Origin of the sequence: Lactococcus sp. LG606 (assembly GCF_017309645.1) — a bacterium.
Taxonomy (GTDB): Bacteria; Bacillota; Bacilli; order Lactobacillales; family Streptococcaceae; genus Lactococcus; species Lactococcus petauri.
This window is the reverse complement of the sequence record NZ_CP071301.1, coordinates 597,539-612,576: the sequence shown is the minus strand read 5'-3', so window position 1 is coordinate 612,576 and position 15,038 is coordinate 597,539. Positions and strand designations below refer to the sequence as shown.

The window sequence follows — 15,038 nt, the reverse complement described above, 5'->3', positions numbered from 1 at the left end:
TTAAATCTATGCTCCTTCAGTTTCAGTAGCTGCTTTCTTTTCTTCTTCAAGCATTTGCTTGTCATACATTTTTACAAATGGATAATAAATTAAGCCAGCAATAAAGAGATTGACTAAAACAAGAATAATTGCACGCCAGTCATTCCCCGTTGCCATATAAGCACCGATTGGAGCAGGTAAGGTCCATGGCACATTGGCCACAAAACCATTTACCAATCCTAATCTAACAGCACTGTAAGAAACAATCGTTAAGATTATAGGATTCAAAACAAAAGGAATCGTAAAGACCGGATTCATCATCAAAGGCATACCGAAGATTAAAGGTTCGTTGATATTAAATAGCCCTGGTACAAAGGTCAGTTTTGCCATATCTCTCAGATATTTGGCACGACAAGTAAAGAGCAGGAAAACAAGAACCAATGTTACACCCGCACCTCCCATTGTGACAAACCATTGATAAAATTGCTCTGGTGCGACATAAGGAAGTTGTGTCAACGGAGTTCCATCAGCCATAGCAGCCATATTTGCATCAAGCATCATGAGCCACATCGGACGAACAATGGAGCCGATAATGTTCATTCCATGAACACCAGCCGCCCAAAGCAAATGGATAAAAATCATCGGTAATAGAGCATCAAACATATTATTACCCATCAGATCAGCAATTGGATTGAAAATGCTCATGATAAAGGCATTAATATCAAAATTGAGCATTACACGTACTATCCAGAGAAAGATAATAATAAATCCTCCTGGTAATAATGCTCCGAATGAACGACCAACTGCTGGTGGTACTCCATCAGGCATTTTAATCGTGATATCCCGTTTGATGAAGAAACGATAAATTTCCACGGCGAAAATCATTGTTAGAATCGCAGAGAACATTCCTGCACCACCTAAGTATTGCATAGGCAGGACCCAACCAATCGCCGCTTCGCCTGCTTCAGTCAGTACAGTATCGACATTTAAAGGGATTGTTAAAGTCAAAAAAGCTGCTAATGAGAGAACGCCTCCTGTGACACCATCTAAATCATAAGACTTAGCCAAAGAATCCCCCATGGCAAAGGAGGCATAGATTGCCATTAAACCCATTGTAATTCGAAAAGGAATTGTTAAGTTGGCTGTATGTGGTGCTAACCATTCCGCCACAGCCGGAATCGGAAAATTGGCGAAAACCATGATGAAAGAGCCTATCAGGATAAGGGAGAGTGTAGAGATAACCCCGTTACGTATAGCAACCATATGGCGTTGCATCCCAATTTTGGTCATAGGTGGTATCAATCTTGTTTCAATCCACTTGAGAAATTTTTGCATGTTTACTCCTTTAAGTAAATTTTATTTCATATCAGCTGTAAATCCAGCTAATAATGATCACTTGTTTAAATAAAATATGCGCACGTTCATCGGCTCAGCCACTAGCGATTGACTCCTTCTTTTAGGAAATCAGCAAAACGTACATGTCTATTCAGCAGAATAATATTTCTTTGAATGCCCTTTCGTTATATATTAATTGAAATTATATTTCAATTAATAACTAAGATTTCACTTTGTTTATCCCTGGATGACATTTTTAACAAAAAAGCTTTAACCCTCTTGTTAAAACTTTCTCTTCTATAGAAATTACCTTCACCCAAAAAACAAGTAACTCACCGCCACAGATAAAGCAATCAGGAAAATATCATGAACAAATAATCCAATGGTCATCTTTCTATGTTTGCTCTCCAACTTTTCAACTCTGTCTTTTAATTTTTCTGTTTCCATCGCTTCTGTTTATTTCTTTAGACTACATCGGCATAACTTATAGTAATATTCTTTAATTCTACTGTCTAAATAGATAGAATTAAAGTGTTGGCCCATCCCTGAGACATCCACATTTGAGCACAATTAAATTTTTGATGTTATCTCTTCTTCTAAGGTTTATTTTTTAGGATGAAAAACAATTAAACACACAGAAACCCTAAGCAATCTATTGCAGATAGATGTCATAAATTAAGATATACAATGCAGTAATTGTCATTCGTATCTCACAATTTGTATGGAAAAGATGCACTTTTTAATTTTGTGAATAAACCGGCAAATTCTTGCTTTTTATTTTTTTTTAAGTTAGAATTAAAGTGTCGAGGTTTGCGAGCGATTTCATAACCACTCTCAAACTCAATTCAAATTTATTATTTAGGAGAATCTAAATGAAAACCACTAAATTGGCTTCAATCGTAACTTTGTCAGCAGCTTCAATCTTCTTGCTTGCAGCATGTGGCAACAACAATGACTCAGCAAACGGCAACAACGATGCGAAAACTGAACAATCTGACAGCAGCAAATCAGCTGATGCCTTCACAGGAGCAACTGCTGGAGCAAACAGTTTCGAAGATTTACAAAAAGGATTGTCTAAAAACGGTTCATGGTTGGCAGCAATCACAAAAGACATGGATGCTTCAGGTAAAACTTTGACTGTTGAGGGTGTTTATGCTAACAAAAACCAAATCGCACGTAAATTTGCAGCTTACGCACAAGATGCTGATCACGTTGTGACTGACCGTTACACTTTGACTGTTGATAAAGTTGAAGTAAAATCACCTGGTTTCAAGCTTTCTAATGGTACAATTAAAGGTGATGTAGCTGTCTTCGCACCTGGATTCGGTGCACAAAGCGGTAAAGGTGTTGAAGGTAAAGCAACTATCGACGGTAACTTGACTTTTGCAAGTCAAGACCTCATGGATGCTTATAATAAACTTCCTGAAGAGCAAAAACCAAAAGTAACAGGTGAAACTAAAGTTGTCGAAGGTGAAGTTCTTGAATTCCCTATGGGTGCAATCACAATTGGTGAACACGGTGAAGTAACTCACGAATTTGAAGGTAACGGACCTGATACTCAAACTGGTGCAACAACTGGTACAGATGCAGCTGATGTCTTAGCTTCAGGCTTGAGCGCTAAAGGTGCTTGGTTAGTATCTGGTAACTCAGATATCGATGCGGCTGATAAAGACATCACTGTTGATGGTATCTTCATGAACGAGAGTGGCCAAATTCAACGTACATTGGCATTAATCGCCCAAAACGACAAACACCAAGTCACAGATTCATTTACTTTGACTACAAAACGTTTGATCATTAAATCACCTGGCTTTGACCTCGAAGGTGGTAACATTAAAGGTGATGTTTACGTTGCAGAAAATGCATCAATCAAAGCTCGCGATATGAAAGGTACAGATGGCAAAACAATCCCATCTGAAATCAATGGTAACCTTTACTTCGCAACTCAAGAACAATTGGACGCATACAAAGAATTGGATGCCGCTAACCAATTTAAAGTTTCTGGCGAAGTTGCTGTAAAAACTGCTGAATAATTAAAAATAAAAGATCTCATAGGAGGTCTTTTTTATTTCAAATATACTATATAGCTAAAAAAGTAAAATCATCCCGATAGTCTGGGATGATTTTATGCTCTATATTGAAAGTAAAGTATCTCATGGTTTAACATATGCAAAGCCTGAGTTCTGTTTTTGGACGAGTTCCACAATACCAGCGGGCACAACTGTACAACCTTCTTGTAGCCTTTCTACTTTGTATCCTCTCATGTTTAAAGAATTTTGGCAAACGGCAACTTTGACGTCTCTTTTGAAGACTTCCACAAGATCCACTGGTGAGGACTTCAGTACCATTTCTACTGCTTCTCCATTTACTAAAATCTCAATCTTGCCTGGTTCTTTATTCTGAGTGAGCCATTCTTTGAGATTCTTTACGTTAGAGAGGAGTGTGTTCCATTTGTTGTTTTCATCAATATGCAGAATAACTTGTAACATCTTTATGTCTCCTATTAGATATATTGGGCAGTAAGTGAAGCTGAGCAATTTCGTAACCCAGCTGGCGGTCCTGCGTAAATCACTTGGCCACCAGCTGAGCCACCTTCTGGACCTATATCAATAATCCAGTCCGCCTGGCGAATGATATCTAACTGATGTTCAATCACGACCAAGGTATTGCCTTGGTCAACAAAATGTTTCATAATCTTCATCAGACGGCTAATATCAGACAGATGCAGACCTGTTGATGGTTCATCCAGAATAAAAAGATTTCCTTTTTGATAAAACTCATTAGCCAACTTCAAGCGCTGACGTTCACCACCAGATAAAGTACTCGTTGGCTGTCCCAATGTCAGATAACCAAGTCCTACTTCGTTCATAGCTTTTATTTTTTTCTTAATCGCTGGAGCAGACTTGAAAAAATCCAATGCTTCTTCAATCGTTAAGTCTAGGACTTCCGTAATATCTTTTCCTTGATATTTAAAGGCTAGAGCTTCCATCTTGTAACGTTTCCCCTGACAAACTTCACAGGTTTGTTTCACTGTTTCCATAAATGCCAAGTTAGATTCGATATAACCTCTACCTTCACAAGCGGGGCACGCGCCTTCGGAGTTGTAGCTGAATAGACTAGGCTTAACTTCATTCACTTTTGCAAAGGCTTTTCTGATGTTATCCATAATGCCTATAAAAGTCGCTGGATTCGAACGACTGTTGGCAGCTAGACTTGCTTGTGTCACCATAATAGCTTCTGGATAAGTTGATCGTAAAGAATGCTCTACAAGTGTTGATTTTCCTGAACCAGCTACACCGGTCAAAACGGTGAGAAGCCCTTGAGGAATATCAAGATGTTCATTTTTAAGGTTGTTAGCGTTTGAAATTTCTCCTTGATAAAAGTGAACTGGATGTCTTGGTTTTTTGTTAATGGTTGTCATCTTAGAAAGATATTTCCCCGTTAAACAATCAGACTGAAGAAGCTGCTCATAGCTTCCTTCAAACATGATCTCACCACCATGTACACCAGCACCAGGTCCAACTTCTATCACCCAATCAGCAATTTTGATGACATCCGGATCATGCTCAATAATAAGCACAGTATTTCCTTTATCTCGCAGCTTTGTAAAGATGCTATTAATACGAGCCACATCCCTCGGATGCAGACCAACAGAGGGTTCATCAAAAATATAGAGCATATCCGATAGCGCGTTATTTAAATGCTTTACTAATTTTACACGCTGAGATTCTCCACCAGATAAAGTCGTCGTTTCTCGATCAAGACTGAGATAACCTAACCCAAGGTCGATCAGATGATCAATTTGTTGTTTAAGGTGTTCTGTTCCCTCGTGTGGAGCCAGAACATCACTTAATTCTGTCAGCTCTATACTCATCAAATCCGCAAAGCTATGTCCGAACCAACGTACCCTAGTGTTTCTTGGTTTAAACGTTTCCCTTGGCAAACTGGGCAAAGCGCTTCATACGTATAAGTTGCAAGTGTCTTTTGGGCACCTGCAGACAAGTCACCTTCTTTCTGCAAGAAACCACGATTAAACTTGTCAACTATTCCCTCGTAGGTAAGGTTGTATTCGCCCATTTTGATTTTGCCGACTTCTTTGCCGTGATAAAGGCGATCCAGCTCCTCTTCTGTATAATCTTTCAATAATTTTTCACCATCAAAAAGACCATTCTCTACATACATTTTGATGATTTTTTGGTAAGGCTTAAAAAGAACTGCACCATTATTAAGTGAGCGTTCTTTATCAATAAAAAGCTCCATTTTCAACTCTAGTTTTTTACCAATACCTTGACATTCTGGACACATGCCCGCTGAAAGATTAAACGAAAAATGGTCTGCTCCAAGCTGGGGGCTTCCTCCACCTGCAAAAAGTTGACGAATAACAGGTGCAATATCAGTGATTGTCGCAAGAGTCGAGCGGGCATTGCCCCCTAAAGTTTTTGGTCAATGACGATGGAGGCCGGAAGATTTTCAATCCGCTCCACATCAGGACGTTCATATTTGGGTAGAAACTGTCGAACAAATGCAGGCAAGGTTTCATTTAAGAGGCGTTGTGACTCATCGGCAAGAGTATCAAAAACAAGGCTTGATTTCCCAGAGCCTGAAACACCAGTAAAGACTGTTATTTTCTTCTTGGGGATTTCAAGCGACACATTCTTTAAATTATTGACCTTATCTGCAATGACACGAATCGTATCAGGCATCGTTTTCTCCTTCTTCATAAAGTCCGTAGACAAGAGCCTGCAAACTATAAAATTTAATTTTTGGGGGTTGCTTAAGTCCTATTTTATCATTTTTTTAGTTGTTTTTATCTGATTTTCAAAGCTTTTTATTTTTAATTATAATATTGAAGCTTTCTCGTATAAATGAATTACAAATCATTAGTAAACTACACGCACATTGTGTACAATAAAGAATAGAAAGTGAGTGCTATTATGGACATTTCAATTAATCTTTTTGTGCAAGATATTAAGCAATCTATAAAATTTTATCAAAATGTTTTCGGAGCAAGCATACAGGATGGATGTCATTTTAAAATAGAAAATTATCCCTTTGCTTTAGCTGAAGTAAAAGAAAACACCCCGAAATCTCGAGGCGGTGTTGGTCTTTGTCTGCAAATCTATTTGAAGGATATTGACAATATTTTAGCGCTGGCATTTGATAATGGCGGACAAGTGGTTGCTCCCGGTACGCCTGAAAACCCTTTTTTCATTGCTCATGGCCAGCGTGTCATTAATATCGAAGATCCCTCAGGCCATATCTGGTCTGTGACAGAAATATGAAAGTAAACCCTCACAGCACTCAAGCAAGAAGCTCCAAACAGTTATTCAAGTCCTACTTTATAGCGATAATCATAGTCTGTGGCACCACGGTTATAGGGCGCTGAGACGAGCACGGCTTTTGTGCGTACTTTATGATTTTTAATGGCTGCAATGGTTTCCGGTTTGTCATCATAGAACCAATCAATATCCAATCCAATAATTAACGGCAGTTTCTCCTCAGTAAAATAAATTTTGTCATAATAAATACCGAAACGATTAAGCGATTCTATCGTTTCTTTAGCATAAGAAACATGACGTGCTGTAATCAGTACTATTTCTGCTCCGTTCAAATGTTCTTCTGCCAAATCTTCGACCATCTTGCGATTTGGTGTACTTTCTCTGATAATTTTTCGCTGAATGTCTTCATCCATTGTTGCATAATAAATCAAGTCATAGTCAATAGCTTCCATCGTTTCAATATTTAAGTTAGTGCCCAATTTTTGATTGGTATATTCAATGGCTTTCTTCATAGAAAAAATTACACCATCAAGATCATAGCCCATCACTTTACGGCGCGGGAGATAACGCACTTGACCAGTTTCATCACGTAAAAACTGCATGGTAACATTCACCCCCTCAATCTCTTCACCTGGCAGCTGATGCTGTGGTGCTAACTTGGACTCTTCCATTAGTAAAGAAAGTAATTCTTCCTTAGGCAAGTTGTATTTATCAATCATATGCACTCCTCTTTGTATTCGAATCAGTTTCTATTATAAATCTAGTATAACAAAAATATAATTTCTCACGTAAAAATACAAGGGAATACTTGTGCCAACTCACTACATAACGATATAAAAAAACAGCCAATAATGGCTGTTTTTTTATTGCAATCTTATCCAAAATATTGGATGCTTGCATCTAAATTGAACTTAAATGATTATTTAAGTGTGATTGAAGCACCAGCTTCTTCCAATTTAGCTTTGATTTCTTCAGCTTCTGCAGTTGCAACGCCTTCTTTGATCATTGTTGGTGCGCCATCAACGAGTTCTTTAGCTTCTTTCAAGCCAAGACCAGTGATTTCACGAACAGCTTTGATTGTAGCAACTTTTTTGTCGCCTGCTGCTGTCAATTCAACGTCAAATGAATCTTTTTCTGCTGCAGCTTCGCCACCAGCAGCTGCTACTGCTACAGGAGCAGCTGCAGTTACGTCAAATTTTTCTTCGATTGCTTTAACGAGCTCAGAGAGTTCGAGGATTGTTGCTGTTTCAAGTTCAGCAACGATGTTTTCAATGTTCAATGCCATTTTGATTCTCCTAGTAAATTTTAGTTTGTTGCGTAAATCCGCCGATATAAAATTTGCTTACTGTCATTCCATATGGAATTAAGCAGCTGATTCTTCTTTTTCTGCAACAGCTTTGACTGCGAGAGCCACGTTGCGGACAGGTGCTTGAAGCACTGAAAGAAGCATAGAAAGAAGACCGTCGCGGCTTGGAAGAGATGCAATAGCTGCAACTTCTTCTTTGCTTGTAACTTTTCCTTCGATAACACCAGCTTTGATTTCAAGTTTGTCTGCTGTTTTAGCAAACTCGCTCAAAATTTTAGCAGGGGCAATAGCATCTTCGTTTGAGATAGCTACTACTGATGGGCCTACGAAGCTGTCATTCAAACCTTCGAGTCCAGCTTTTTCAGCTGCACGACGCAAGATTGAGTTTTTAACAACTTTGAATTCCACACCGGCTTCACGCAACTCTTTACGAAGTTGAGTGTCTTGTTCTACAGTTAAACCACGTGAGCTCGCAACAACGATAGATGTCGCAGCTTCGAATTTTTCTGCAAATACGTCAACCAACTCAGCTTTCTTAGCAATAGTTGCTTCGTTTACTTTGTAATCGCTCATTTGTTTACCTCCATTTTATTTTGTTCGTAGTAATTTTTACAAATAAAAATCCCCACGACCAAAAGACATAGAGAGTTCAATCATTGTTTAAAATGTTTGTCCTCGGTTGGATGCTTATGACTTATGTCCCCAACTGTCTTCGGTCAGTCCTTTTCAGAACTTCTATTAGTATATCAGATGTTTTTAAAAAATGCAAGGGAAAAATTAATAAAAAATCAAAAAAATGACCATTGACGAAATCATGATCATTTTCTCTTTCAGTTTGCCCTGAGTTATAGGCTCTATTTTTCTGTTTAAGCATTAATAAATTTGATGGCTTTTGATCCACGGAGGGCCCAATACAGTAAAGCAAAACTTCCTGCAAAAATGAGGCCTTGTAGAATATTAAAGACAACAACAGCACCAATATAAGCTGAAATACCACCAGGAAACATTGTTGCGATATCAAAATTAGCAAACATTGCGTAAAGGGGTATAGCATATACATAGTTAAGTACTACCTGTAATACAGTTAAAGCCAATGTCCCCAAAATGGCTGCCATAATATAGTTACGCAAGCTAAATCTGTGACGGAGAAAGAACCAAAGTACCAGCACAAAGACAGTAACTGTCAAAATATTCATTGGTAAACCAATATAGGTATTCACTCCGTCACTATTTAAAAGTAACCACAAAAGCGAACGAATGATAAGAATAGCAAAAGCACTGCTTAAGCCAAGCATAAATAGTCCAATCAAAATGGGCAAGATTGTGAAGTCAATCTTTAAAAAGCTTGCACTTGGCACCAAAGGAAATTGGAACATTGGATAGGACAGTACAAAAGAAATTGCACTGAGCATTGCGATAAGTGTGAGTCGACGTGTTTTTAAATTTGACACGAAAAAACCTCCAAAATAGAAAATAATATTTCTTCATTTTGAAGGGAGTTTTTGAATATTGACGAAAACGGACTCAACCCAAAAAGAGCTGGTCTTATTTCCTATTCTTCTCCCATCCAGACTTTACTGTCGGTTGTGGAATTACACCACATCAAGCTTTTCAGCTTCGCGGACTTTAACCGCCGGTCCCGAATTTCACGGTGCCCTGAAGATACGTTTATTATATCACAAAAAATTATTTTTGGTCAAAAAAAAGAGCGCTCACACGCTTTTTTATTTTCCTTTTCTTCTTTTGCGAAACTCAAATAAATCGTAAAGGAAGGAACGGTGATCGCTTGCTAAGGCATATTCTTCCAAAAGATTAACGGTTTGGCGTAATTTTTTAGCTTCATTAAGCGCAATTCGTCCTGTATGCTCATATTCGAAAATCACCTTACGCTCTAAATAATAGGCTTCCATCAATTCTTCTATATTCGTCAATTCTGTAGCTACACGAAATCCATTAACATAGTTCCAGTTACCTTGAGCAATATGTTCTGCTTGACGGAAGCGTTCTGCTTGGAGAAAGTCAACAAGTTGTGCATTATAGATTGTCCCTAAATTTTCCAAAAGTTCAAGAACAAGTTCTGTATTATCTAAATAAAGATTGCTAATCTCTTGGCGCGTTTCTTCCATATCTTCAACTTTTGGACGGGAAAGTTGGAAGTCAAAACGAGAAATACGTGTTTTTAGAACTTTCAAAGCCCGCAAAGTAACCACTTGGGCAAACTGGATACTCGAAACCAAGTCATGTGCCAAATCTTGCTCCAAAGTATGTATGTAGCGATGGTAGGTGCGATAAGTACGCATCGAGATTTTTTCTTTCTCCAGCGCATCTTCAAGCCCTTCAATTTCTACACGGATAATTAATAATTGCAAGGTGTTAAAATTTTCTGTAATTCCAGCACTTTCTTGCTCTACAATGAGCTTCTGAATCCGGTTTTGATAATCGGCAATCACAAGGTGATAGCCATTTTGCGCTTTCTCAGTAATTCTTTCCCGTAATTCTTGCACAACGTCACCTAAAATTGCGATAACTGCCAAATTATTGACCGTGCGTTTTTTCTCAACTGCAAAGTAAGGCAAAGTAAGCAAGCTCACAAGAAAGCTTAAACCAGTAACTGAGGCGCAAAAAAAAATTAATAGATTGTTGGTATTATCCGCAAGCTGAGGTAAAAGAAGTATGGTCGCAATGGAAACCGTCCCTTTTGTACCAGAAAAAGTCAACAATAATAATTCGCTCCAATAAGAGTGAAAGATTTCTCCCTTGTCTTTGACAGTCACCAAATAATAAGACAATAAGATTAAAAATCTTAGCAAAAATAGGGCAAAAGTCAAAAGTAGTACAACAAAAACCAGCCAAAAAACGGAATATGTCCGGTCAAAAAGGAAAGGAAAAACAAGACTATGCAACTCAATCCCAAGGAAGATAAAGACACTTGAGTTCAGCATAAACACAATCGTTTCCCATACACTATTTTTGACACGCGTCACTTGTGCATCAAACACAGTAGTTGGTCGAAAACCATTGGACTGGAAGATACCAGCAACAACAACGGCGATAATTCCCGAAACGTGCAAAACTTCGGCCAAAGCAAATGCTGCAAGCGGCATTACGAACTCCAGCATCAAATAGCCACTGACATCACGCGCATCGACATCATCAAGAATTTCTAAAATTTTATTTTTAAAAATCGAAAGCCCAATACCAATAGCAAAGCCACCTATAATGGACAGAATTAAATTAAGGGTCGCCTGTGGTAAAGAAAAAGTCCCTGTCACAAGTGCAAGCACAGCAATCTGGAAGGATACGATACCAGATGCATCATTAAAGAGTCCCTCACCCTGGAGAATATTCATGATTCTTTGAGGAAAAACAAAGCGGGTCGATAACGTACCCACAGCAATTGCATCCGTTGGGGCTAGTGCAGCTCCTAAAGCCAGACAAGCTGCTAAAGGAATGCTCATATAAAACAGATGTAAAATACCACCTAATCCAAGAGCAGTAACAAAAACCAGCGGGAATATAAGCACAAGTATCAAATGTCGGTGTTTAACAATCCGTTTCACTTCTGCTTCTGTACTCTCTCTAAACAAGAGCGGCGCAATGATGAAACCAAGGAAGAATTCCGGATCAACGTGAAGAAATTCTGAAATACCTCCAAAACCAAAAAGAATCCCTATGAGAACTTGCACTAAAGGCAAGGCTAACTTAGGGATAATTTTATTGATAACATTTGAAAAAACTAATGCGAGCAAGAAAATGATCACATGAAGGATAGACTGAAGCATATAACTCCTTAAATATCATTTCTAAATCGTCTTTGTTTCTCTTGAATTTTCTTGTCCAACTTTGAACAGTCCTTATTATTCATGCGTAGACGACAACGTTTAAATTCCAGTTCTGCCAACTGACGTTTGATTCGTTCTCGTTTTGCAGCACTAAATTCATCTTTTTTAACATATTCTAATTTTTGAAGCATAAGTTCTTTTTTGTCAGCTAATGCTTCCAGATGATGCTGAATATTCTCACGTGAGAGAGCATCTGTTTGATTGGAGATAGTGCTTTCCAAAGCTTCTCTTTTATTTTCAATTTCTGTTAAATGGGCTTCAATTTTTTTGATTTTATCTTCTTTTGATAAACTCATGAAAGCATTCATCTCTTGAGCTTCCTTATCTTCATTATCGCCTTCAAGATAAGTCTTTCGAAGCTGTTTTAAGCGTTCTTCAAAAGTCATTTCAGTCATTTCCGTACTCGTCCTTTTTTCATTGATTATTGTCTGAGATGCGCCACATTTTTTTAAAATCGTTTTGCTCAAACCTATTCTACTCTTTTTCCTAAATAATGCAACTTTCAAGCACTAATTTAAGCAAAAAAAAATAGAACAAGCTATTTCTCATAATGAGGCTTGTCTATAAAATAACCTTGTCGATTGTCGATTTTTAATTTATCGGCTAAATCAATACCTTCTCGATCTTCAACCTCAGTGACATCAATATTTTTGTTTTTTTCTCTAATCAAACGGACCCAATCGCCCATGTTGAGATCAAACCATTCAGAATCACTTTTCTTTTGAAATTTAGAAAGCGGGATTTTCACACCATAGATATCATTCAATAGCCACTTGATCTTGTGAAAGTATTTTTTACTTGGTTCGACTTTTTCAAGGATAACATGAACACCAATGTCTTGGCTTAACTTCAAATTCTTCTTGATTCTTGATTTCATAAGCCAGCCAATCTTGTCTGTCAACTCCACATTGATTTCAATCCGCAGTTCCATCGGATAACATTCGCCTTTGACCCAGCGAATAAAGTATTCGTAACGTGGATCGGCAAGTTGTTTCAGGCTAATATTAATGGCTAAAAATTGTGACGGATAGTTTATTTTCACAAAACTTTTATGAAGCAGATAAATCACTTCACGTAAGGTAAATTTATCAATATCATCTGGGAAAACCCATTCTTGTTTTTCTACATCATACTTGCGGAGCAGTGCTTCTAAACCAGTTTTTTCTCCTTTATTATCAATAATTGTCTGAAAGTAAAAAGTATAATTTTCAGCATCTTCCATTGTTTTAGGATAAATTCTGTTTTGTCGTTTCGCCCAAACATAGCTGGTCACAATTCCGAGCAAGCAGAGAAGAATAAAGATTATTGTCAACAGAAACATTACATCTAAAAGCATAGTTTATCCTTTCTTCAGGCTTTTCCTTGTAGGGCTGACCCAAGCACCAGCGTGTTCACTTTTACCAAAACAAGCCTTCATGGCTGGTATAAAAGTCGTGATTATCGTCAATGGATTGACCATCCAGAAAAATAACATATAGAGGGGAGCAAAAATAAAGTATTTGAATTTTTGTCCCTTACTGTCTAAGATTAATGCGGCTAAAAGCTGCAAGGTGCCCGCTATAAGCTCGAAGGTAACAAAGATAAAGGACATCGCAAATCCATGCCAAAGCCGCTCATAATTACCTACAATAAGGAAATAGAGCATAGCCAAGATAAATATAATTGACGTAATGAAAAAGAAGAATGACCAAATGATGGAAAAAGTCGTGTCTATAAATATTGACAGAACATAACGGTACTTAATGGGATGCAAGATAAACTTCAGTGAGTTAGTAAACCATACTTCAGTACCTCCCTGAGCCCAACGTTTTCTTTGCTTATAGAGCTGCGAAAGGGTTTCTGGTACATTCATGTGAAAAATAATATCTGGGGCAAAACGCGGCGTCACGCCATACATTAAGTGATCCCAAGCTATACTAATATCCTCTGTACTTCGGTCTTGTCTAAAGCCGCCAACGTCGATCAAAAACTGCTTTTTATACATGGTATTCGCTCCACTGTACGAGTACATTGAATCATTGATCGCGGTTTGGCTTCTTTTAATAACACCAACGATACTTGAAAACTCAACAGTTTGCGATTTTCCCATAATAGTCGTCCGGTTCTGCACATCCATATTGGCTGTAACCGCAGCTGTGTTGACATCGATTTCACTCATGAAATAGTTCATATATTTCATAAGCGCATCTCTTTCAGGGATTGTATCCGCATCATTACTTAAAATATATTCCCCCTTCGCAAAGTAAGTACCAATGTTAAATCCGTGTGCCTTTCCTTGATTTTTCAAGATATTAATAACACGCAACTTATCGTACTTTTCTTGTAAGTTTTGGAGAATAGGCAAAGTTTGATCGGTACTACCATCATTAATCACTAATATTTCATAGTTACTATAATTGAGCATTGTAGCTAAGTACTCAATCGTTTCCTCAATCATCACTTCTTCATTATGAGCAGGAATCATAATCGTAATCATCGGTTGCTCATCAGGTGCTAGTTCCACAAAATTTGTCTCTTTTCGCCCTTTTTTTAGGAAACGGTAACTCAAAGAGCCAAAAAACCAAAACAAAGCACCAATAACGGGATAAAGACACAAGATTATTAAACACACGGTGATAACCATTTGTAGACCACTATCCGATGTAAACATCTGCCCGAAAATATCAGATATCATAAGTATCAACCTCATCTTTACCTAGAACTTTTGAAAGCTCGTCATTTTTTAAATTCTTTTCTGGTAGAACTTCAAAATATTTTACATTATGACGGAATTCTTCTTCACCGAAGCGGTCCGCCATAAATTTCTTTCCCCTTTTTCTTCGCTCAATACTGGAGACCGAATCAAATGTAGGCCATTTTTCAATGACCGATTCCCTTCGGTTATTTTGAATAATTGTCATGCTCGCTGCATAAGTAAAGGTGATGACCACACAGAAAGCCAGCAGAATCAACAAAAATTTAATTTCCAAAACTCCTTCGGAATATTTCCAAAAGGCAATGCCATACTTCCCATTTGAAGTCTTATATAAAAAGGATGCTATGGTAATAAAAGTCGGCACAATGAAGCACACCCAACCCAAAAGAGCGATGAGGAGTTGTTTAATTTTGAAAAGCCAATGTCCCTTTTCAAAGAACAGATCGGAATAACTGTAATTTTCTTCGGTTTGTTCCTTGTTTAATTCTTCCTTTTGCAATATCTGATACTCCTTTAATGTAAAAGCACACCTTCCTGTTTCCTACAACTTCAGTATACTTAAAAACTTTCTTAAAACAAAATGAAATAGACAAAAAAAAGAG

The 15,038-nt window shown here is 37.8% G+C and carries 14 protein-coding genes, 1 pseudogene, 1 riboswitch and 1 other annotated feature; of the genes and pseudogenes, 2 read left to right on the top strand and 13 right to left on the bottom strand.

All coding sequences use genetic code 11. The features are described 5' to 3' along the window. Positions 1–6 precede the first annotated feature (6 nt). The gene (locus tag J0J35_RS03060) at positions 7–1,314 is read right to left on the bottom strand and encodes a PTS sugar transporter subunit IIC (protein ID WP_206917671.1); all 1,308 of its coding nucleotides are present in this window, start codon (positions 1,312–1,314) and stop codon (positions 7–9) included. Positions 1,315–1,626: 312 nt separating this feature from the next. Next, entirely contained in the window at positions 1,627–1,761 is a 135-nt protein-coding gene (locus J0J35_RS11735; protein WP_255538735.1) for a hypothetical protein, read from the bottom strand. 425 nt (positions 1,762–2,186) lie between these two features. On the opposite strand from J0J35_RS11735, the gene J0J35_RS03055 reads away from it, so the two are divergent. Beyond that, the gene (locus J0J35_RS03055) at positions 2,187–3,347 is read left to right on the top strand and encodes a hypothetical protein (RefSeq protein ID WP_206917669.1); all 1,161 of its coding nucleotides are present in this window, start codon (positions 2,187–2,189) and stop codon (positions 3,345–3,347) included. 120 nt (positions 3,348–3,467) lie between these two features. Here J0J35_RS03055 and J0J35_RS03050 read toward each other — a convergent pair whose 3' ends face one another. Both J0J35_RS03050 and J0J35_RS03045 read right to left on the bottom strand, forming a co-directional pair. Further along, positions 3,468–3,803 carry a DsrE family protein gene (locus tag J0J35_RS03050; protein WP_165719598.1) on the bottom strand — a complete coding sequence of 112 codons (336 nt, stop codon included), beginning with the start codon at positions 3,801–3,803 and terminating at the stop codon, positions 3,468–3,470. A 14-nt stretch (positions 3,804–3,817) separates the two neighbouring features. Continuing rightward, positions 3,818–6,017, bottom strand: a pseudogene (locus J0J35_RS03045) (ATP-binding cassette domain-containing protein). A 231-nt stretch (positions 6,018–6,248) separates the two neighbouring features. Between J0J35_RS03045 and J0J35_RS03040 the strand changes: the two are divergent. Next, on the top strand, positions 6,249–6,596 hold the full coding sequence (locus tag J0J35_RS03040) for a VOC family protein (protein WP_206918212.1): 348 nt from the start codon (positions 6,249–6,251) through the stop codon (positions 6,594–6,596). A gap of 41 nt (positions 6,597–6,637) precedes the next feature. Here J0J35_RS03040 and J0J35_RS03035 read toward each other — a convergent pair whose 3' ends face one another. The 9 genes from J0J35_RS03035 to J0J35_RS02995 form a co-directional block, all read right to left on the bottom strand. Continuing rightward, positions 6,638–7,312 (bottom strand): hypothetical protein, encoded by a 675-nt coding sequence (locus tag J0J35_RS03035; RefSeq protein WP_019335845.1) that lies wholly within the window; start codon positions 7,310–7,312, stop codon positions 6,638–6,640. Between the two features lie 200 nt (positions 7,313–7,512). Next, a complete protein-coding gene (gene rplL / locus J0J35_RS03030; RefSeq protein ID WP_004257497.1) occupies positions 7,513–7,878 on the bottom strand; it encodes a 50S ribosomal protein L7/L12 in 366 nt (121 codons plus the stop codon). Between the two features lie 78 nt (positions 7,879–7,956). Next, positions 7,957–8,472: a 50S ribosomal protein L10 gene (rplJ, locus tag J0J35_RS03025; protein WP_004257506.1), complete on the bottom strand. Its 516-nt coding sequence runs from the start codon at positions 8,470–8,472 to the stop codon at positions 7,957–7,959. 34 nt (positions 8,473–8,506) lie between these two features. Continuing rightward, positions 8,507–8,633 (bottom strand) — a sequence feature (ribosomal protein L10 leader region). A 132-nt stretch (positions 8,634–8,765) separates the two neighbouring features. After that, positions 8,766–9,350, bottom strand: a complete 585-nt coding sequence (locus J0J35_RS03020) for an ECF transporter S component (protein WP_206917666.1) — start codon at positions 9,348–9,350, stop codon at positions 8,766–8,768. A gap of 100 nt (positions 9,351–9,450) precedes the next feature. Next, positions 9,451–9,567: riboswitch (FMN riboswitch) on the bottom strand. 56 nt (positions 9,568–9,623) lie between these two features. Continuing rightward, on the bottom strand, positions 9,624–11,681 hold the full coding sequence (locus tag J0J35_RS03015) for a sodium:proton antiporter (protein ID WP_206917662.1): 2,058 nt from the start codon (positions 11,679–11,681) through the stop codon (positions 9,624–9,626). A gap of 8 nt (positions 11,682–11,689) precedes the next feature. Further along, positions 11,690–12,136: a hypothetical protein gene (locus J0J35_RS03010; RefSeq protein WP_206918147.1), complete on the bottom strand. Its 447-nt coding sequence runs from the start codon at positions 12,134–12,136 to the stop codon at positions 11,690–11,692. A 143-nt stretch (positions 12,137–12,279) separates the two neighbouring features. Next, entirely contained in the window at positions 12,280–13,077 is a 798-nt protein-coding gene (locus J0J35_RS03005; protein WP_206917661.1) for an EAL domain-containing protein, read from the bottom strand. A gap of 3 nt (positions 13,078–13,080) precedes the next feature. After that, entirely contained in the window at positions 13,081–14,415 is a 1,335-nt protein-coding gene (locus J0J35_RS03000; protein ID WP_206917659.1) for a glycosyltransferase, read from the bottom strand. Continuing rightward, positions 14,405–14,935: a hypothetical protein gene (locus J0J35_RS02995; protein WP_206917656.1), complete on the bottom strand. Its 531-nt coding sequence runs from the start codon at positions 14,933–14,935 to the stop codon at positions 14,405–14,407. Before J0J35_RS02995 ends, J0J35_RS03000 begins: the two co-directional genes overlap by 11 nt. Positions 14,936–15,038: the final 103 nt, after the last annotated feature.

What these genes read in the sequence shown, in the direction of transcription:
- J0J35_RS03000 (WP_206917659.1), bottom strand. Translation starts at nt 14,415, where the DNA reads ATGATATCTGATATTTTCGGGCAGATGTTTACATCGGATAGTGGTCTA.
- J0J35_RS11735 (WP_255538735.1), bottom strand. Translation starts at nt 1,761, where the DNA reads ATGGAAACAGAAAAATTAAAAGACAGAGTTGAAAAGTTGGAGAGCAAA.
- J0J35_RS03010 (WP_206918147.1), bottom strand. Translation starts at nt 12,136, where the DNA reads ATGACTGAAATGACTTTTGAAGAACGCTTAAAACAGCTTCGAAAGACT.
- rplJ (WP_004257506.1), bottom strand. Translation starts at nt 8,472, where the DNA reads ATGAGCGATTACAAAGTAAACGAAGCAACTATTGCTAAGAAAGCTGAG.
- J0J35_RS03040 (WP_206918212.1), top strand. Translation starts at nt 6,249, where the DNA reads ATGGACATTTCAATTAATCTTTTTGTGCAAGATATTAAGCAATCTATA.
- J0J35_RS03035 (WP_019335845.1), bottom strand. Translation starts at nt 7,312, where the DNA reads ATGATTGATAAATACAACTTGCCTAAGGAAGAATTACTTTCTTTACTA.
- J0J35_RS03050 (WP_165719598.1), bottom strand. Translation starts at nt 3,803, where the DNA reads ATGTTACAAGTTATTCTGCATATTGATGAAAACAACAAATGGAACACA.
- rplL (WP_004257497.1), bottom strand. Translation starts at nt 7,878, where the DNA reads ATGGCATTGAACATTGAAAACATCGTTGCTGAACTTGAAACAGCAACA.
- J0J35_RS03015 (WP_206917662.1), bottom strand. Translation starts at nt 11,681, where the DNA reads ATGCTTCAGTCTATCCTTCATGTGATCATTTTCTTGCTCGCATTAGTT.
- J0J35_RS03005 (WP_206917661.1), bottom strand. Translation starts at nt 13,077, where the DNA reads ATGCTTTTAGATGTAATGTTTCTGTTGACAATAATCTTTATTCTTCTC.
- J0J35_RS03060 (WP_206917671.1), bottom strand. Translation starts at nt 1,314, where the DNA reads ATGCAAAAATTTCTCAAGTGGATTGAAACAAGATTGATACCACCTATG.
- J0J35_RS03055 (WP_206917669.1), top strand. Translation starts at nt 2,187, where the DNA reads ATGAAAACCACTAAATTGGCTTCAATCGTAACTTTGTCAGCAGCTTCA.